Source organism: Aeromonas sp. QDB17, from assembly GCF_027705305.1.
Taxonomy (GTDB): Bacteria; Pseudomonadota; Gammaproteobacteria; order Enterobacterales; family Aeromonadaceae; genus Aeromonas; species Aeromonas caviae.
Map to the genome: position 1 here is coordinate 1 of NZ_JAPDBP010000006.1, position 18985 is coordinate 18985.

The window sequence follows — 18985 nt, forward strand, 5'->3', positions numbered from 1 at the left end:
TGCCGATGTGGAGCGGGTGATGTCACTTTGTAGCCGAGATTGGATAAAACTGACCTAATGTTTAATCCGATTGGTATAAGACATTGGATGAACTATTAAAAGTGCTCAGTGCCCGGTTAGTTGTCCATGGAGAAACAGCTTCATGAGAATCCAGGTTTCCATCCATTTTTTATTCAAGCCGTCCGTGATCCGCTCACGGTGTCGCACATGAAGTGTCATCTGCGACCGGTATAACAAAGAGTGCGCAGTACGCCCATAGCACGGCAACTCAACGAGGATAAAACGATGAAAATGAAAATGGCACCAACCCTGATTGCTCTGGCCATTGCAGCCATGGGAACCACCACCGCTCAGGCGGCCGACGACTGGTACACGGGTATGGGTGCAGGTTGGGCCTATGGCCACGACCTGGATACCTTCGGCCAGGATGCTGACAAGGACGCCACCGCGCTCTCCCTGTTCGGCGGTTACAACTTCACCGAGAACTTTGCAGCCGAGCTCGGCTATCTCTATGCCGGCAAGGCTGGCGTCGATGGCGTCGACTTCAAGACCCAGGGTGCCACCCTGTCCGGTATCGCACGCCTGCCCATGAATGACATCTTCTCCGTCTTCGCCGAAGGGGGTGCCTACTTCAACCACGTCAACGGCAATGGCCAGAGCGACAACGGGACCTCGCCGCTGGCGGGTCTGGGTCTGACTGCCAAGCTCTCCGACCTTATCGACCTGCAGGCCCGCTACCGCTACATGTGGGATCTGGGTGACGATCAGAAAACCTGGAAAACCGACATGAGCGTCGCCACCCTGGAACTGGTGATGCACCCGAACCGCACCACCTATGTGGCACCGGCCCCGGCACCGGCTCCCGAGCCGGTTCCCGAACCCGTCATGGTCGACAAGAACTTCTCCCTGAGCTCGGACGTGCTGTTTGCCTTCGGCAAATCCACCCTGAAGCCGGAAGGGGCTGCTGCGCTCAACACCCTGTATCAGCAGATCGTCGACGTCCAGCCGAAAGATGGCAGCGCCGTGGTGGTGGGTTACACCGACCGCATCGGCTCCGATGCCTACAACCTGAAGCTGTCTGAAGCCCGTGCCCGCACCGTGGCCGACTTCCTGGTTGGCAAGGGTCTGCCGGCTGGCAAGGTATCCATCGAAGGTCGTGGTGAAGCCAACCCGGTCACTGGTACCCAGTGTGACGGCATCAAGGCCAAGGCTCAGCTGATCGCCTGCCTGGCACCGGATCGCCGCGTCGAAGTGCGCGTCACCGGCGTACAGGAAGTGCAGCAATAAGAGGTTGACCACCTGTTGCAAAAAGGGGCCATTCCGGCCCCTTTTTTAATGCCCGCACGGCACCACCAACGCGGGCTGCCCACCTGCCTGCCCCACCGATTCTCCATACAGATGCGTCACTTAAATGGTTAAAGCGCTCACATCGCCTATACATAATGTTGGCTATACATAGCAAAGGGCTGGGAGCCCTATAACACCCAACATCGACGAGGATACGCGATGAACATAAGACTGAAACCTGTGTGGATTGCATTGGCACTGGCGACGAGTGCCGCCCAGGCGGCACCTGTTCACGACTGGTATGTGGGGGCTGGGGGTGGTTGGGCCTTTGCCCATGACATCGATGATTTCAGCCAGGACGTCGGCAAGGACGCAACCGCCATCAACGCCTTTGTCGGCTACAACTACAACGAGAATCTGGGGGCAGAGCTCGGCTACCTCTCCACCGGTGACTGGGATATTGCCGGCCAGGACTTCAACAGCAAGGGGGCCACCCTTTCGGTCATTGGCCGTTTGCCCCTGGGGGACATCTTCTCTGTCTTTGCCGAAGGGGGCGGTTATCTCTATCACGTCGACTCCGTCAACGGGGGAGATGACAATCTTGCTCCCCTGGCGGGTCTGGGCCTGACCGCCAGACTGAGCGACTGGGTAGACATCCAGACCCGCTACCGCTACATGGTGCGAGTCGGGGACGATCCTGACAACGACAAGGTGGGCAGCGGTACCAAACGCTGGGTCAACGACATCAGTACCGCCACCATCGAGCTGGTGCTTCACCCCAATCGCACCGTCGCCGCAGTGCCGGTGGCCGCGCCTCTGGTCGTGGCACCGCCGCCCCCGGCTCCCGAGCCGGTGGATCAGACCTTCAACCTGAGTTCGGATGTGCTGTTTGCCTTTGGCAAGGCGGAGCTCAAACCGGAGGGGATGCAGGCACTCGACGCCCTCTACCAGCAGATCGTCGACGTCAAACCCAAGGATGGCAACGCCATGGTGATGGGCTACACCGACCGCATCGGCTCGGATGCCAACAACCAGGCACTGTCGGAGGCCCGTGCAAGCACGGTCGCCAACTTCCTGATTGGCAAGGGGCTGCCCGCAGACAAGGTGAGCATCCAGGGCAATGGCGAGAGCAACCCGGTCACCGGCACCCAGTGTGATGCCATCAAGGCCAGGGCTGCCCTCATCGACTGCCTGGCCCCGGATCGCCGGGTCGAAATCCGGGTCACCGGTGTCAGCAATCCCGCCGAGCCCGCCCCCGCCGAGCAACCGGCACAATAACCTCCTCTTCCTTCACAGCCGTGCACAAAAAAGGGATGCCGAGGCATCCCTTCTGCATGTCTGTCCCCTTGGGATCAGAAGGAAGTACGACGATAGCGGCGGTACTCGGGGCGCCAGAAGTTCGCCTCGATGGCCTGATCGATCACATCATCGGGGGTCTGCACCGCCTTGCCCTGCAACATGGCGGTCTTGGCCACCATCTTGGCGATGTAGCGGGAGACCTGATGGATGTCCGCCAGATCCGGCAGCAAGGAGCCCTCTTCCCCCTTCACCAGGGGTGAACAATCCGCCAGGGCGCGGCTGGCCGACATCAGCATGGCATCGGTCACCCGGTTGGCACCGGAGGCGATCACCCCAAGGCCGATCCCCGGGAAGATGAAGGAGTTGTTGCACTGGGCGATGACGTAACGCTTGCCCTTGTACTCCACCGGTGCGAACGGGCTGCCGGTGGCGACCAGCACCTGGCCGTCGGTCCAGCGAATGAGATCAGCAGGTGTCGCCTCGACCCGGGAGGTGGGGTTGGAGAGCGGGAAGATGATGGGACGGGCACAGTGCTTGTGCATGGTCTTGACCACCTCTTCGGTAAACAGACCCGGCTGGCCGGAGACCCCGATCAGGATGTCCGGGCGACCGTGCTCCATCACCTCCAGCAGAGAGATGTTGTCCCCCACCGGCCACTCCTTGATCCGCTCGACCGGCTGGGAGAGCTTGCGCTGGAAGTCGAGCTGGTTGGGGATCTTGTCGGTGATGAGACCGAATCGGTCCACCATGAAGACCCGGCCCCGCGCCTCGGCGTCGGTCAGCCCTTCGGCCTTCATCTGCGCCACGATCTGCTCGGCGATGCCGCACCCGGCACTGCCCGCCCCGAGGAAGGCGACCCGCTTCTCGGAGAGTTTGGCACCGGAGGCCTTGCAGGCGGCGATGAGGCTGCCCAGGGTCACCGCGGCGGTCCCCTGAATGTCATCGTTGAAGCAGCACAGCTCATCCTTGTAGCGGTTGAGCAGCGGGGTGGCATTGCCCTGGGCGAAATCCTCGAACTGCAGCAGGATGTCCGGCCAGCGGCGCTTGACCGCCTGGATGAAGGCATCGACGAACTCGTCGTACTCTTCGCCGGAGATGCGCGGATGGCGCCACCCCATGTAGAAGGGGTCGTTCAGCAGCTGCTGGTTGTTGGTGCCCACATCCAGCACCACCGGCAGGCAGTAGGCCGGGGAGATGCCGCCACAGGCGGTGTAGAGGGAGAGCTTGCCGATGGGAATGCCCATGCCGCCGATGCCCTGATCCCCGAGGCCCAGGATGCGTTCGCCGTCGGTGACCACGATCACCTTGACGTTCTGCTTGGTGGCGTTTTGCAGCATGTCATCGATCCTGTCCTTGTCCGGATAGGAGATGAAGAGGCCGCGAGCACGACGATAGATGTTGGAGAACTCCTCGCACGCCTTGCCGACCGTCGGGGTGTAGATGACCGGCAGCATTTCGGTGAGGTGGTTGTTCAGCAGGCGGTAGAACAACGTTTCGTTGGTATCCTGGATGTTACGCAAATAGATGTGCTTGTCCATGTCGTTGCCAAACGCCATGAACTGGCGATAGGCACGCTCTGCCTGCTCTTCGATGGTTTCGATGTTCTGGGGCAGCAGACCCTCCAGATTGAAGCTGCTGCGTTCTTCGCTGGTGAAGGCGCTGCCCTTGTTGAGCAACGGCGTCTCCAGCAGGGCTGGACCTGCGTAGGGAATGTAGAGGGGACGTTTCTGATTATTATCTTCAAACATGGATCTGTACCTTGACTGTGTGGCTCGTCGATCCTATGGGCTTGAGCCAACAATTTCAAAGGGTTTGCACCTCCCTTGCGAAAGGTTTGCGACCCAGTCGACGAAAGGCCCCCGGAGTCTGACCCGTCAGACGTCGAAAACGGTTGGCAAAGTTGGCGCCGTCGCTGTATCCGACCCGGGCCGCCAGCTCGGCCAGCGGCCAGTTGGTGTAGAGCAGCAACTGGCGCGCCTTGTTCATGCGAAGCCCGGTGAGCCAGGCCATGGGGCCCATGCCGAACACCTGCTGGCAGAGCCGGTGCAGATGGGGCACCGAGCAGGCCATCTGGTCGGCCAGCAGGGCCACGCTCCAGGGCTCGTCCAGACGTGCCTCCACCCGCCGAAACAGCGCCTGTAGCCGCAACTCCGGCGTGCCGCGCACCTCCCCCTGCAGGGTCCGCTCCAAGAGTGCCAGCAGCAGGCTCAGCAGCTGGGGCTGAAGCGGCGAACGAATTCCCTCCCCCTGCATCAGGTTGAGCAGGTGGTAGAGCTGCTCCCCCTCCTCCCCCTGCCAGATGCGATGGCCAAGCCGGTGCAGATGCTGCCAGCGCGGCACGTCGTCCAGCAGGATCCAGCTGGTATGCCAGGCTTCCCCCACCAGCCTGAGGCCCCCCGGCACGGCGGCCGGGAGAAAGACCAGGGCTCCCGCCGGGATGGGCTGCTCCCCGCCATCGGTGAGCAGGGCGCCCCCCTCGTCATGGCTCACCATCAGGATGTGAAACTCCGGTCGGTTGCGGCGGATAAGGTAGTGCTCCCGTATCGTCGAGAGGCCGGTCAGGAAGACGCCCGCCTCCCCAAGCAGGGGCAGCCCTTCGCGTCCCAGCATCCGCTCTTCGCAGGCCGGGGCGATTTCCAGACACTCGCTGATAAATGGCATAGCACCTCAACAGGATAGTTTTGCACAAGAAAGCCGAGAGAGGCTCACAGTGAAGCCTCCCGATATCACCCCTATCATACCCACGACAAACCCTGATTTTTACCAACCCGGTTAACATAAATGAATTATTGGCAAGCGATTTTAAAACAAACCACCGATCGCGAGTTCATGACGCGACTGTGGCGACTGGCCCTGCCGGTTTCGCTGCAATCCATGATGTTCTCCCTGCTCGGCCTCATCGACATCATGATGGTGAGCCAGCTCGGCACCACGGCTGTGGCGGCGGTCGGCTTGGGCAACCGGGTCTTCTTCTTCAATCTGCTGGTGATAGCGGGGCTCTCGGGCGGGGTCTCGGTGTTGGCAGCACAATATTTCGGCCGTGGCGAGATGGCCGGGGTGCGCCGCTCCCTGGCCCTGGCCCTGGTGGGCGCCCTGGCGGTGAGCCTGCCCTTTGCCCTCGTCTATGTGCTCTCACCGGGCAGCGTGCTCGGCTTTGCCAGCCAGGAGCCTGCGCTGCGCGAGCTGGCCGACGAGTTCCTGATGATCACCGGCGCCACCATCCTCTGCACCGCCGTGGTGGTGCCCCTGGAGTCGGCCCTGCGCTCGGTGGGCAATGCCGCGGCGCCGACCCGTATCGGCATCATCGCCATCATCGCCAACGTCATCCTCAACTATGCCCTCATCTTCGGCCATTTCGGCGCCGAGGCCATGGGAGTAGCCGGTTCCGCCTGGGGCACCACCCTTTCGCGCCTGCTGCAGACCGCGCTGCTGCTTGCCTATGTGTGGCGTACCGAGCCCCGTCTCATCCCGCGCAAGCAAGACTGGCTCGCCGCCTTCAGGCGCAAGGAGGTGGTGCGCTTCACCCTGATCGCCCTGCCGCTGTTGCTGCACGACGGGCTCTGGGCCTTCGGCATGCTGCTCTACGGCTTCCTCTACGCGCACCTCGGCACCGACGCCCTGGCCATCATGACCACCCTCGGCACGCTGGAGAGCATCCTCATCTCCCTCTTCTTCGGGCTGGCGGTGGCCTGCTCCACCCTGCTCGGTCACCGGCTCGGGGCAGAGGAGTATGACGAAGCCTGGCAGCACTCCCAGCTCTTCCTGCTGCTGGCCCCCGTAGGCGCCCTGCTGGTGGGGACCGCCGTCTGGCTGATGCAGGGCAGCCTGCTGCAATGGGTCGGCAACCTGCCGGGCGAGCTGATGACTGAGGCCGGCCAGGTGCTCGCCATCCTGTGCCTCGGCATGCTGCTCAAGGTGTTCAACATGGTGGGGATCGTCGGGGTGCTGCGCTCGGGGGGGGACGTCAACTACAGCATCTTCATCGACATCGTCGGCATGTGGTGCATCGGCCTGCCGCTGGCCTGGGTGGCGGTCAGCCTGCTGGGCTGGCCCCTCTCCTGGGTGGTGGCGGTGGTCCTGCTGGAGGAGCTCTCCAAGGTGCTGCTGGTGCAGCGCCGCATTCGCCAGCGGCGCTGGCTGCGCAATCTGGTGCTGGGATAAGGGAAGAGCGCAAAGCGGGAAAATGCGGGGTCATATCAATGACAGAAAATCCCGCTTTGCAGTATGCTGGCCCCCTCTTCAATCAGAGGCGGGGTGCGCCGGCCATGCCGACCCTTGTGCCCCTGCCCAGTAGTCGTTTAAGGAGACGAGCATGCAACCACAAAAAGAGCGGATCACCGAGACTGCCCTGCTGGAGATGGCCAACAAGATCATTCGTGAACACGAGGACTTCATCCACGGCATGCGCGCCGACTCGGTGGAGCAGAAGGGGGACATTCTGGTGTTCAAGGGGGAGTTCTTCCTGGCTGAAGACGGCACCCCGACCGGCAAGACCATGGCGGTGTTCAACATGTTCAAGCTGCTGGCCCAGCAGCTCTCCGGCAAATACACCCTGGCCTGACGCCAGCCCCGTCATCACCGGATGCCGCCCTCAGGCGGCATCCGTTTTTGTGCGCCCTGCATCGCCCGCGGGTTTGCCGGCCTCGGCCACCACGCAGTTGCGACCCGCCATCTTGGCCATGTAGAGGCACTCGTCCGCCCGGTTGAGCAGATCCTCCACCCCCTCGCCACGCTGGGCCAGGGTCAGACCGATGCTCACCGTCACCTCCAGCAGCTCGTCGGAGGTGGGGCTTTTCACCAACCTCGCCTCCACCGCGACCCGCAGCCGCTCCGCCACCCGCTTGGCTTGTGCCAGATCCGTGCAACCGGGCAACAGGATGGCAAACTCCTCCCCGCCGTAACGCCCGAGCACCATGCCAGGCTCCAGTTGTTCCGACAGGGTGGCCGCCACCTCCTTGAGCACCGCATCCCCCGCCAGATGGCCGAAGGTGTCGTTGATGCGCTTGAAGCGGTCCAGATCCAGCAGCAGCACCGCGAAGGGAGCCTGTTTGCGGATCATGGCGGCCCTCGCCTTCTCGAGCTGCTTCATCAGCAGGCGGCGGTTCATCATGCCGGTCAGCTCGTCCGTGGTGGATTCCCGATAGAGTTGCAGCAGCATGTTGAGCTGGCCGCACTGCACCCAGGCGCTGGCGATGGCAAAGAGCCCCAGCAGCCAGACCTGGTTGAGGGTCTGCACGCTCCAGAGGGGTTGGCCCACCAGCAACCAGTTGCCCGCCAGCATGGTGGCCAGGATCCCCCCCGCCAGCTGCAGGCTGAGGGAGAGGGGAATGGGGAAGATGGCGAACAGGCTGATGAGCAGATAGGGGAAGGCCATGTAGCCCGCCTGCATCTCCTGATCCGCGCCGAAGCTGTGCAGGCAGATGAGGGAGAAGAGCATCATCACCGCCATCAGGTAGCCCAGCGCCAGCTTCATGCGCTCGCGCTTGAAGTGGATGAGATAGGAGAGGGGGATGAGGGGCGAGAGGGCCAGCAGGCAGAAGATCCTGACCTGGAACAGCGCCTCGAACTGGATGGCTGGCAGGGTCAGCCAGTCCACCAGGGCCCAGCTCGGGAGCCCCGCCATCAGCAGACAGGTGAGCAGCCGCAGCCGCACCGTCATGAAGCCCATCCGGGTCAGGGTAAAATCTTCGGAGTGGGCGCGGGCACTCCAGAACTCCGACAGCTTCAGCATCCAGAGTCTCCATCTTCGAACCGAGGGCTCATTCTACACCGTCCCCATCCTGATGCATCAGCCTCCCTCCCCTTTGTGAGGGATCGGTCTCACACAAACCGGCGGATCTTAATCGCCACAGGAAAACGTTTCAACCCATCAGGAAATAAACGAGTTTGCGCTCAATTAGCGCTGGAAAGCGCGATACCAATCACTAAAATAGCGCCCAATTTTCTCCCATCCCCCCACACATTCGAGGTATTTATGGAACAGGCTGCCGCCCCAAGCGCCATCCGAGAGGCCCATCCCCCCAGGCGAGCCCACAGCGAACTGGTCTACGGCATCGAGGATGTCCCCCCCCTGCCCCAGACCCTGTTCGCCGCCCTGCAGCATATGCTCGCCATGTTTGTCGCCATCATCACCCCGCCCCTCATCATCGCCAACGCCCTCGGCCTCCCTGCCGATGACACCCGCTACATCGTCTCCATGTCCCTGGTCATGTCCGGCATCGCCTCCTTCATCCAGACCCGCCGTTTCGGCCCCCTCGGTTCCGGCCTGCTCTCGGTACAGGGCACCAGCTTCAACTTCCTCGGTCCCATCATCGCCTCCGGCCTCGCCCTCAAGCAGGCGGCCATGCCCACCGACGATCTGCTGGGCACCCTGTTCGGCACCATGCTGGCAGCGGCCCTCACCATCGTCGTCATGAGCCGCTTCCTGCACCTGGTCAAACGGATCATCACCCCGCTGGTGACCGGCATCGTGGTATTGCTCATCGGCCTGACCCTCATCAAGGTAGGGCTCATCAGCATGGGGGGCGGCTACGGCGCCCTGGCGGACGGCAGCTTCGCCAGTCACACCAACCTCTTTCTCTCCCTGCTGGTGCTCGGCCTCATCGTGCTGATGCAGCGCAGTCGCAACCCCTGGCTGCGCCTCTCCGCCATCATGATCGCCATGCTGGCGGGCTATGCGGTGGCGCTGCTGCTGGGCAAGGTGGCAGCCCCCACCTTCGACGGCCCCCTGCTGATGGTGCCTGTTCCGCTCCACTACGGGCTCGGCTTTGACTGGCAGTTGTTCGTGCCGCTCGCCATCATCTTCGTGGTGACGGCGCTGGAGGCCATCGGCGACATGACCGCCACCTCCGACATCTCCGGCGAGCCGCTGGAAGGGCCGGTCTACATGGCGCGGATCAAGGGGGGCGTGCTGGCCGACGGCGCCAACTCCATGCTGGCGGCGGTCTTCTCCACCTTCCCCATGTCCACCTTCGCCCAGAACAACGGCGTCATCCAGCTGACCGGGGTGGCCAGCCGCCACGTCGGCCTCTTCATCGCCGCCATGCTGGCCCTGCTCGGCCTGTTCCCGGCGGTGGCGAGCCTGGTGCAACAAATACCTGAACCCGTGCTCGGCGGCGCCACCATCGTCATGTTCGGGACCATCGCCGCCGCCGGGGTGCGCATCATCTCCCGGGAGGAGCTGGACCGCCGTGCCCTGATGATCCTGGCGGTGTCGCTCGCCATGGGTCTCGGAGTGGCCCAGGTGCCCGAGGTGCTGCAACACCTGCCGGAGCTGGCCAGGAGCGTGCTCTCCTACGGCGTCGCCACCGGCGGCCTCACCGCCATCATCTTGAACCTGCTGCTGCCCAAGCGCACCGCCGTACAGGCCTGACCCTCCGCCATCCTTGCACCAAAGCCCCGCCATGCGGGGCTTTACCTTGTTTGCCCCCGCGCGTACTGTGCTTGGCAGCCTCTGCCAAAGGATGCCTCTCATGCCTTATACCCTGCTGCCCCCGCCGCTCGCCCACCAGACACCCGACCAGATCCTGGCCGAGGAGCAGCGCTGGCTGCGGGAGTGCGCCGGTGACGGCGAGCCCAGAGCCCTCCTCTGGCAGGGCCCCCAATGCCTCATCGTCACCCGCAAGGACACCCGTTTGCCCCGCTACCAGGCCGCCTGCGAGCAGTTGGCCGCCGAGGGCTGGCCGGTGTTCGTGCGCGACAGCGGCGGCACCGCCGTGCCCCACGGCGCCGGCATCCTCAACCTCTCCCTCATGCTGCCCCGCACCACCACGGATCTGGCCCACTACTACCGGCTGCTGGGGGCGCCCCTGCTCGCCCTGCTGGAGGAATACGGTCTTGCGGGCAGCTACGACTTCGTGCCCGGCTCGTTTTGCGACGGCCAGTACAACCTGGTGATCGGGGGGCGCAAGGTGACCGGCACCGCCCAGCGCTGGCTGGCGCCGGGCCGGGATCACGACGGCGCCGTGCTGGCCCAGGCCATGCTGCTGGTGGCCGGCGACGTGGACGAGGGCACCCGGATGGCGAGCCGCTTCTACGAACTGGCCGGGGGCGAGCTGCGCTTTGCTCGGGGCACCTCCACCACCCTGGCCCACGCCATTGGCTGGCAGGGGGATGAGGCGGCCCTGGTGAGCCGGGTGAGCAGGGCGCTGGCGCAGCGGCTTTCCGGAGATATTCCCTCCCCCTGACCCCCTGGGGGCAACAAGCGTCGCCATTCATTGCGTAAAATGCAAAAAAGCCACGATGAGCGTCGTGGCTTTTGCGTATTTCGCACAGATATTGTCAGAAGATCCGGGATCAAGCCCCGGGTTTTGCCATCCCAGCCCGGATCCCGGTTGACGCCATGGACAGGGACCCGGTGACAGGACTTCCCGCAGGCCCGCTTCTCATCAGGCCGTCTGCGGCTCGGGCTCGGATTCCGTATCCCGGTCGCGGCTGAAGTAGGCGCGGGTCTCGGCAATCACCACGTGGCGCAGGCCGATGAGGCCGATGAGGTTGGGCACCGCCATCAGGCCGTTGACGATGTCCGCCAAGAGCCAGATCAGGTCCAGATGGAGGAAGGCACCGCTCGCCACCAGCACCAGATAGATGAGGCGGTAGGGTTTGATCGCCTTCACCCCGAACAGGTACTCGGTGCAGCGCTCGCCGTAGTAGTTCCAGCCAAGGATGGTGGTAAAGGCGAAGAACAGGAGGCCGATGCTCACCAGATACTGGCCCACATGGGCATCCAGCCCCTGGGCAAAGGCCAGACTGGTCATGGCCGCACCGCTCGCATCGCCGCTCCACACCCCGGTCACCACCAGCGTCAGGCCGGTCATGGTGCAGATGATGAGAGTGTCGATGAAGGTGCCGGTCATGGAGACCAGCCCCTGCTCCACGCAGGAATCGGTCTTGGCCGCCGCCGCCGCGATGGGGGCCGAGCCCAGTCCCGACTCGTTGGAGAAGACCCCGCGCGCCACCCCGGACTGGATCGCCAGCATGATGCCGGCGCCGACGAAGCCGCCGGTGGCCGCATGGCCGGTGAAGGCGCTTCCGATCACCAGCATGACCGCATCGGGCAGGGCGCCTGCATTGTTCACCAGCACCCCGGCACAGGCGACGATGTAGAAGATGGCCATGAAGGGCACCACCTTGCTCGACACGCTGGAGATGGACTGAATACCCCCCAGGGTCACCAGCGCCACGATCAGGGTCAGCACCACGGCGGTCACTTCACGAGGTACCGAGAAGGAGAGGCTCATGGCATCACTGATGGCGTTGACCTGGGGGAAGGTACCGATGCCGAAAAAGGCGACGCCGATGCCGAACAGGGCAAACAGCTTGGCGAGCGGCCTGGAGCCGAGCCCCTTCTCCAGATAGTACATGGGGCCACCCGCCATCTGGCCGTTGGCGTCCTGCTGGCGATATTTCACCGCCAGCAGGCACTCGGCGTACTTGGTGGCCATGCCGAACAGGGCAGCCATCCACATCCAGAACAGGGCGCCGGGGCCGCCCAGCTTGATGGCGGTGGCGACCCCGACGATGTTGCCGGTGCCTATGGTGGCGGAGAGGGCGGTGCACAGGGCACCAAAGCTGGAAACATCCCCCTGCTTGCCCTGCCCCTGATCGCGGCCAAAGACCAGCTTGAGGGCCAGCGGCAAACGGACGATCTGAAGCAGACCCAGACGCAGGGTGAGATAGATACCGGTCCCGACCAGCAGGATCAGCAGGGGGGGACCCCAGATAAAGCTATCGATGGCGGCGAGCGCCGATTGAATTGATGACATGCATCCTCCTTAAAAAACAACGATTAAGGAGGAGAAGGATGATCTTCCCATAGGTGTCGCGATCGGCCAGAGGCGATCGGATGCGGGCCAAAAACGTGTTCACACTCTTGCTGCGAGGCCGTGATCAAGGCTCATGCGCTGCTCGAAAGCCTCATGTATTTACATACACTCCGGTTCCTGCGCTGCTCTTTACCTTGCTGACGACCTCTCGTTACAGACCGTGAACAGTTTCAAGCTCAGGTACAACCATCCCATCCCCTCTGTCCTTTTGCCTGAGAGTTTCCGGCGCCAGATTGCGATGCAATCACGGTGCCTTGCTCCTTCGGCGCCCGATTCAACGGGTCTCTCCAGAGTATCGTCCAGTAGCAGTCCACACCGGTTGCCCGGTACCTGAAAGATTCACTTCTTCGGTGGATGGTTGCCCATCGCTCTCCTGCTACCTTCATCCGAACTAGTTTGGATCAGGAAGCGGGCATGGTAATCCAAAAAATGTGAGCTGTCTCGCACTCCCTGGCCCCGGCGCCCCCTTTTTACCTGGCCTCAACCCCCAGGCCTGATGTTATTAGTTCGTTAACTATCAACAGCTTATCAAGCTCCCTTCGGGGGTGCTCCCCATCACGGCCCTGATCGCTTCCCGTATCAAGAGCCTGTTTCGTCTCGACCAGAAAAACTTGCCGACATATCCAATCAAAATGCTTGCACACAAACTCAATAAGCCGATAATCCCGCGCATAACTAAGCACTTTGCAAGGGAGTTATGCAATGTGCCTGGTGGGTCCCTCCGGACCGCTCGCCTGAGCCGGCCGTCGCCGGTTCAATCGCATATGGCTTGGGCATATCACGCCCCCTAAGGACTATCAAAAGAGAATGAACGAGACCCTGGTCGCACAAGATTACCGTCAGTTGGTTGAACAATTCGGCTCCCCCCTGCTGCTGCTCGACAAGGCAGCCGTCCGCAAACAGTATCGGGCCCTGGCGGCCGCCCTGCCCGATGTGCGCTTGCATTATGCACTCAAGCCCCTGCCCCACGAGGCGGTGGTCTCTGTCTTGAAGGAAGAGGGGGCCTGTTTCGATCTGGCCACCAATGGCGAAGTGGATCTGGTGCGCAGCCAAGGGGTTCGCCCGGGACGCTGCATCCATACCCATCCCATCAAGCGTGACAGCGACATCCGTTATGCCCTGGAATTCGGCTGCACCGTGTTTGTCTATGACAACCCGCTGGAGCTGGAAAAGTTCCTGCCCTACAAGGATGAAGTGAAACTGCTGCTGCGGGTCAGCTTCCCGAACCCCGAGACCAAGGTCGATCTTTCCAAGAAGTTCGGCTGCACCCCGGAGCAGGCACTGCCGTTGCTGCAACTGGCCCAGGCCAAGGGGATCAAGGTGATGGGGCTGTCGTTCCACGTCGGCTCCCAGGTGCCCCACGCCCGTCGCCACGTGCAGGCCATCGACGCCTGCCGCGAGATCATGGAGCAGGCCTGGGAGCTCGGGCTCAAGCCCTGGGTGCTGGATATCGGCGGCGGCTTCCCGGTGGACTATGACGGCGGCGAGTTCGACATCGACGGTTTCTGCGCCCCGATCCGCGAGGCCCTGGCCAAGCTGCCCGCCACGGTACAGAAGATTGCCGAGCCGGGCCGCTTCATCAGCGCGCCGGCCATGACCTCGGTCTCCAGCGTGATGGGCAAGGCCCACCGCGGCGACAAGATCTGGTACTACCTGGATGACGGTCTCTACGGCAGCTACAACGGCCAGCTCTACGACCACGTCACCTACCCGGTGAGCACGCCCTATGCCCACGGCGAACTGCACAATGCGGTGCTCTCCGGCCCCACCTGCGACAGCGTGGACGTCATCCGCGACAGCATCATGCTGCCGGATCTCGAGATCGGCGAGCTGGTGGTGGGTCGGGTGATGGGGGCCTACACCTGGGCCTCCGCGTCCACCTTCAACTTCTTCCCCAAGGCGAGCATCCTGATCCTGGACAGCGCCCAGAAGCAGAAGCTGGTTGCCGTGGCCTGAGACCAGGCCCCGCGCACAAAAAAGAGGGGACGCCGCGGCGTCCCCTCTTTCATTTCATCACCAGACTAGATGAACTGGCTCGTCAGCAGCCAGCCTGTGTAGGCGACGAAGCAGGCGAGCAGCACGCCCCCCTCCAGCCGGTTGATGCGCCCCTGCCCCTTGCGGCCCAGACACATCACCAGCAGCAACAGGGTCAGCCCCATCATGATGCTCCAGTCGCGGGAAAGCACTTCGGGCGCCACCTCGAGCGGGTGGATGCCGGCGGCGATGCCCACCACGGCCAGGGTGTTGAACAGGTTGGAACCCAGCACGTTGCCAAGGGCCAGATCGTGCTCGTTCTTACGAATGGCGATGAGGGAAGATGCCAGCTCCGGCAGGGAGGTCCCCACCGCGACTATGGTCAGGCCAATCACCAGATCGCTGATGCCAAAGCCCTGGGCGATGGTCACCGCCCCCCACACCAGCAGACGGGAAGCCCCGATCAGCAGCACCAGGCCGACGATGAGCCAGAGGATGGCGCTCTTGAGAGACATGCCCTCGGAGACGATGTCCTCCTCGGTATCTGTATCCAGCGCATCCCCCTTGCCGTTCATGCCGGCCCAGATGGACCAGCCCATCAGCACTGCGAACACGGCCCCCAGAATGGCGGCATCCATCCGGCCCAGATTGCCGTCGATGAGCAGGGCGCCGGAGAGCAGGGTGATGCCGAGCAGGATGGGGATCTCCTTGCGCACCACCTGGGAGGCGACGGCGATGGGGCTGATCAGGGCGGTCAGACCCAGGATCAGGGCAATATTGGTGATGTTGGAGCCATAGGCATTGCCGAGCGCGAGCCCGGGATTGCCCTGGGAGGCCGCCAGCGCGGAGACCACCATCTCGGGGGCCGAGGTACCAAAACCGATGATCACCATGCCGATCAGCAGCGGCGGCATACCGGCGTAACGGGCGGTGGCGGCGGCGCCGTCCACGAACTTGTCGGCACTCCAGACCAGCAACGCCAGTCCGGCAATCAGGGCAACAAAAGCCAGGGTCATATTGTTCTATCTCATCCACGGCAAACACGAGAGCCAGGCAAGTTGCCTGGCTCCATCCAAACGCGGCCTCAGTGTAACGGGGCCGCTTGCTATTTCAAGGTGTAATCAAACGCCGATTAATCTTTCACAGCGCCGCCAGCAGGCTCTGGGCATCCGACACCTCGAACTTGCCCGGCGCCTCCACGAAGAGCCGCTCCACCACACCATCGTTGGCGATGAGGGCAAAACGCTGGGCCCGCACGCCGCCGAAGGCCCCGGTCTCCTTGGCCAGACCCAGTGCCCGGGTCCAGCGGCCGTCGCCGTCCGCCAGCATGGTGATGTCAGCGGCGTTCTGTGCCTCCTGCCACGCCTTCATCACGAAGGCGTCGTTGACCGACAGACAGCACAGTTCCACCCCCTTGGCCCTGAACTGATCGGCCAGCACCACGTAGCCCGGCAGGTGGGCGTTGGAGCAGGTGGGGGTGAAGGCGCCGGGCACCGCAAAGAGCACCACCCGCTTGTCGGCAAACAGGGCCCGGGTATCCTTCACCTGCTTGCCCTCGGCGGTGATAAAGGTAAATTCCCCTGCGGGCAGGGATTGACCGACCGTGATCATGATGACGCATCCTTCTGTGGTTCAGAGAGGCCCAGTCTACCCCATTCCACCAGAAGGCGAAGGGGTCCATCGAGCAGCAACAACGCGATCGGGGGCGAACGCCTGTCGCCCCTATTTCTGGCCTGATGGCAGGCGCCTTGCCTGCCAGGTGGCGATGGCGAGCAGGGAGTCGGGCGTGAACTCGTCCGCCCGATCGGCTATCTCGCCCAGGCTCATCCAGTGCACCTCGCTCACCTCTTCGGCCTGCAGTTGCAGCGGCCCCTGATAGTGACAGCTGAACAGGCCGCCCCAGACCCGGTAGCGGCTGCCGCTCGCCTCCCCTTCGGCATAGAAGGTGCCGTAATCCTGCAGGGGCACGTCGCGGATCCCCAGCTCCTCGGCCAGCTCCCGCCGGGCGGAAAGGGCCATGGCCTCCCCCGTGGTCACCACGCCACCGGCGCAGGCATCCAGCATGCCGGGGCAAAAATCCTTGCTCGGGGTGCGCCGCTGCACCAGGATGCGCTCAGCCTCATCCAGCACCAGGATGTAGCTGGCACGATGGCGCAGGTTTTCCTGACGCACCCTGGCGCGCTCGGCCACCCCGATCACCCTGTCCTGCTCGTCTACTATGTCCACCCACTCCACGTGCGGCACCTTTGTCATGTCTGCAATGGCCGCAGTATATCGGGCCCCGGACCCGGACTCTCACTACTTTTTCAACGCCGGAGCTGCACGCCAGTCGATCACAAGGCAGATTCATACAAATCTTTATCAAGTGTCACATCAGTGTCACGGTCCGTCGGCATAGTGTGCCCTGTCCAAACAACAGGGTCTCTTGCCATGAAGGTGTTCAAGCAGTGGTCTCCCCGTCGAATTGCTCGATATATCAAGAGCTTCCATCATGGAAGTTTCATGGTTGAAGCACTGGGGCGGTTTGAGTTTCAAGGGGGGATCATCGATGTGAAGCCGTTGAGCTGTCATCAGGCGCTGAGCCTGGCCCGGCAGATCAACCTGGCCGTGCGCGATCTGCGCACCACCACCCTGTTGCCGGGCTGACATACTCCTTATCTGTCTGTCGTCGACTTCCATGTACACATTTGCCCGCCGCTCATTCGAGCGTGCGGGCTGTTTTTCTGAAGGTTGTGCCCTGCCTCAGTGCTGCAGGATCTGGGAGAGGAAGAGCTTGGTCCGATCGGACTGGGGGTTGTCAAAGAACTGATCCGGCACGTTCTCTTCTATGATCTGGCCCCGGTCCATGAAGATCACCCTGTCCGCCACCTGCTTGGCAAACCCCATCTCGTGGGTGACGCAGAGCATGGTCATCCCCTCGTGGGCCAGCTCCACCATCACATCCAGCACCTCCCGCACCATCTCGGGATCCAGCGCAGACGTCGGCTCGTCAAACAGCATCACCTGGGGATTCATGCACAGACTGCGGGCGATGGCGACCCGCTGCTGCTGGCCACCGGAGAGCTGCCCCGGATACTTGAGCGCCTGTTCGGGGATCCGCACCCGGCGCAGGAAGTTCATGGCGATCTCCTCGGCCTCCTTGCGCGGCAACTGCTTGACCCAGATGGGCGCCAGGCAACAGTTCTCCAGCACGGTCAGATGGGGGAAGAGGTTGAAGTGCTGGAACACCATGCCCACCTCCCGGCGCACCGTCTCGATGTTCTTGAGATCCGAGGTCAGGGCCGTGCCCTTGACCAGGATGTCTCCGCTCTGGTGCTCTTCCAGCCGGTTGATGCAGCGGATCATGGTGGACTTGCCCGAGCCCGATGGTCCGCAGATGACGATCTTCTCCCCTCTGCCCACCTGCAGGTTGATGTTGCGCAGCACGTGAAACTCACCGTACCACTTGTTGACCTCTTTCAGTTCGACAACTGCGTCCGTTTTCATATCAGAACGACTCCTAATGCTTGTGGCCCGTGTTGAGTTTGCGCTCCAGATAGATGGAGTAGCGGGACATACCAAAACAGAACATCCAGAAGATCATGGCGATAAAGACATAAGCTTCGGTGGAATACCCCAGCCAGGCCGGATCCGCCAGGGCCACCTTGGAGATGGCCAGCAGATCGAACAGCCCGATGATCAGCACCAGGCTGGTGTCCTTGAACAGGGAAATAAAGGTGTTCACCAGGGAAGGAATGGTGATCTTGAGGGCCTGGGGCATGATGATGAGGCCCATCACCTTCCAGTAGGAGAGCCCGAGGGCATCCCCCGCCTCATATTGCCCCTTGGGGATCGCCTGCAGCCCCCCTCTCACCACCTCGGCCACATAGGCCGCCTGGAACAGGATGATGCCGATGAGCGCCCGCAGCAGCTTGTCGAGCTCCACCTCGGTACTCATGAACAGTGGCAGCATGACGGACGCCATGAAGAGCACAGTAATGAGCGGCACAGCCCGCCAGAACTCGATGTAGACGGTACAGAGGCTGGAGATGACCGGCATGTGGGAGCGACGCCCCAGTGCCAGCAGGATACCGAACGGCAGTGCGACCACTATGCCCACCACCGCCAGCACCAGGGTGAGCATCAGCCCGCCCCAGCGGTTCGTTTCCACCACCTCCAGCCCCGCTCCCCCATGGATGAGGAAGAAGGCGATGACAGGGAACACCAGCAGGGTGAAGAGCGCCAGCCACCCCTTGCGCGGGGTCTTTGGCCAGATGAGCAAGGCCAGCAGCGCCGCCAGACCGGCGAAGGTCAGGTTGATGCGCCAGTACTGATCAGCCGGGTAGAAGCCATAGAGATACTGCCCCAGCCGGCTCTCGATGAAGATCCAGCAGGCACCGCCCTGGACGCAGGCCTCGCGGCTGCTCCCCTGCCAGGTGGCCGAGAACAGCGCCCAGTCCAGTGCAGACCAGATGAGTGGCAGCAACAGATAAGCCAGCACCAGGGTCAGCAGGCCGTTCCACCAGTTGGGGAAGAGGTTCTGCCTGATCCAGGCGAGCGGCCCCCGACGGTGGTTGGGAGGCGGCAGCGCCTCCTGCAATTCATTCACGAACATGACAGCT

17 protein-coding genes and 1 riboswitch are annotated in these 18985 nt (G+C 62.8%); of the genes, 8 read left to right on the plus strand and 9 right to left on the minus strand.

What is annotated here, in order from left to right; all coding sequences use genetic code 11:
• Positions 1 to 285 precede the first annotated feature (285 nt).
• Complete coding sequence (gene ompA / locus OKC41_RS06815; protein WP_039039303.1) at positions 286 to 1287, plus strand: porin OmpA; 1002 nt, start codon at positions 286 to 288, stop codon at positions 1285 to 1287.
• A gap of 219 nt (positions 1288 to 1506) precedes the next feature.
• Entirely contained in the window at positions 1507 to 2565 is a 1059-nt protein-coding gene (locus OKC41_RS06820) for an OmpA family protein (protein WP_270671818.1), read from the plus strand.
• Positions 2566 to 2639: 74 nt separating this feature from the next.
• Here OKC41_RS06820 and OKC41_RS06825 read toward each other — a convergent pair whose 3' ends face one another.
• Together OKC41_RS06825 and OKC41_RS06830 are read right to left on the minus strand one after the other, a co-directional pair.
• Positions 2640 to 4334: an NAD-dependent malic enzyme gene (locus OKC41_RS06825; protein WP_039039301.1), complete on the minus strand. Its 1695-nt coding sequence runs from the start codon at positions 4332 to 4334 to the stop codon at positions 2640 to 2642.
• A gap of 55 nt (positions 4335 to 4389) precedes the next feature.
• Entirely contained in the window at positions 4390 to 5247 is an 858-nt protein-coding gene (locus OKC41_RS06830) for an AraC family transcriptional regulator (RefSeq protein WP_270671819.1), read from the minus strand.
• A gap of 120 nt (positions 5248 to 5367) precedes the next feature.
• Between OKC41_RS06830 and OKC41_RS06835 the strand changes: the two genes are divergently transcribed.
• Together OKC41_RS06835 and OKC41_RS06840 are read left to right on the plus strand one after the other, a co-directional pair.
• Positions 5368 to 6747 carry an MATE family efflux transporter gene (locus OKC41_RS06835; RefSeq protein ID WP_143237886.1) on the plus strand — a complete coding sequence of 460 codons (1380 nt, stop codon included), beginning with the start codon at positions 5368 to 5370 and terminating at the stop codon, positions 6745 to 6747.
• A 151-nt stretch (positions 6748 to 6898) separates the two neighbouring features.
• Complete coding sequence (locus OKC41_RS06840) at positions 6899 to 7147, plus strand: YciN family protein (protein WP_010673495.1); 249 nt, start codon at positions 6899 to 6901, stop codon at positions 7145 to 7147.
• 30 nt (positions 7148 to 7177) lie between these two features.
• Here the strand turns inward: OKC41_RS06840 and OKC41_RS06845 are convergent, their stop codons facing one another.
• The gene (locus OKC41_RS06845) at positions 7178 to 8317 is read right to left on the minus strand and encodes a diguanylate cyclase (RefSeq protein WP_010673494.1); all 1140 of its coding nucleotides are present in this window, start codon (positions 8315 to 8317) and stop codon (positions 7178 to 7180) included.
• Between the two features lie 243 nt (positions 8318 to 8560).
• Here OKC41_RS06845 and OKC41_RS06850 point away from each other — a divergent pair, with 243 nt between their 5' ends.
• Entirely contained in the window at positions 8561 to 9958 is a 1398-nt protein-coding gene (locus tag OKC41_RS06850) for a nucleobase:cation symporter-2 family protein (RefSeq protein ID WP_270671820.1), read from the plus strand.
• Positions 9959 to 10058: 100 nt separating this feature from the next.
• Complete coding sequence (locus OKC41_RS06855; protein ID WP_201894441.1) at positions 10059 to 10772, plus strand: protein ligase; 714 nt, start codon at positions 10059 to 10061, stop codon at positions 10770 to 10772.
• A gap of 201 nt (positions 10773 to 10973) precedes the next feature.
• On the opposite strand, the gene OKC41_RS06860 is transcribed toward OKC41_RS06855, so the two are convergent.
• The gene (locus OKC41_RS06860) at positions 10974 to 12350 is read right to left on the minus strand and encodes a sodium:alanine symporter family protein (RefSeq protein WP_043152385.1); all 1377 of its coding nucleotides are present in this window, start codon (positions 12348 to 12350) and stop codon (positions 10974 to 10976) included.
• 250 nt (positions 12351 to 12600) lie between these two features.
• Positions 12601 to 12711: riboswitch (glycine riboswitch) on the minus strand.
• Between the two features lie 506 nt (positions 12712 to 13217).
• On the opposite strand from OKC41_RS06860, the gene OKC41_RS06865 reads away from it, so the two are divergent.
• The gene (locus OKC41_RS06865; RefSeq protein ID WP_010673490.1) at positions 13218 to 14366 is read left to right on the plus strand and encodes a type III PLP-dependent enzyme; all 1149 of its coding nucleotides are present in this window, start codon (positions 13218 to 13220) and stop codon (positions 14364 to 14366) included.
• Positions 14367 to 14431: 65 nt separating this feature from the next.
• Here the strand turns inward: OKC41_RS06865 and OKC41_RS06870 are convergent, their stop codons facing one another.
• From OKC41_RS06870 to yfcD, 3 genes are all read right to left on the minus strand, one after another.
• Positions 14432 to 15400 carry a calcium/sodium antiporter gene (locus OKC41_RS06870; RefSeq protein ID WP_010673489.1) on the minus strand — a complete coding sequence of 323 codons (969 nt, stop codon included), beginning with the start codon at positions 15398 to 15400 and terminating at the stop codon, positions 14432 to 14434.
• Positions 15401 to 15524: 124 nt separating this feature from the next.
• Complete coding sequence (locus OKC41_RS06875; RefSeq protein ID WP_201894442.1) at positions 15525 to 15995, minus strand: peroxiredoxin; 471 nt, start codon at positions 15993 to 15995, stop codon at positions 15525 to 15527.
• A gap of 111 nt (positions 15996 to 16106) precedes the next feature.
• Positions 16107 to 16637 carry an NUDIX hydrolase YfcD gene (yfcD, locus tag OKC41_RS06880; protein WP_080767893.1) on the minus strand — a complete coding sequence of 177 codons (531 nt, stop codon included), beginning with the start codon at positions 16635 to 16637 and terminating at the stop codon, positions 16107 to 16109.
• A gap of 177 nt (positions 16638 to 16814) precedes the next feature.
• On the opposite strand from yfcD, the gene OKC41_RS06885 reads away from it, so the two are divergent.
• Positions 16815 to 17030, plus strand: coding sequence for a DUF1107 family protein (locus tag OKC41_RS06885; RefSeq protein ID WP_010673486.1), 216 nt, complete (start codon positions 16815 to 16817; stop codon positions 17028 to 17030).
• Positions 17031 to 17126: 96 nt separating this feature from the next.
• Here OKC41_RS06885 and OKC41_RS06890 read toward each other — a convergent pair whose 3' ends face one another.
• Together OKC41_RS06890 and OKC41_RS06895 are read right to left on the minus strand one after the other, a co-directional pair.
• Positions 17127 to 17870, minus strand: coding sequence for an amino acid ABC transporter ATP-binding protein (locus OKC41_RS06890; RefSeq protein WP_010673485.1), 744 nt, complete (start codon positions 17868 to 17870; stop codon positions 17127 to 17129).
• Between the two features lie 13 nt (positions 17871 to 17883).
• Positions 17884 to 18978 carry an amino acid ABC transporter permease gene (locus tag OKC41_RS06895; protein ID WP_010673484.1) on the minus strand — a complete coding sequence of 365 codons (1095 nt, stop codon included), beginning with the start codon at positions 18976 to 18978 and terminating at the stop codon, positions 17884 to 17886.
• Positions 18979 to 18985: the final 7 nt, after the last annotated feature.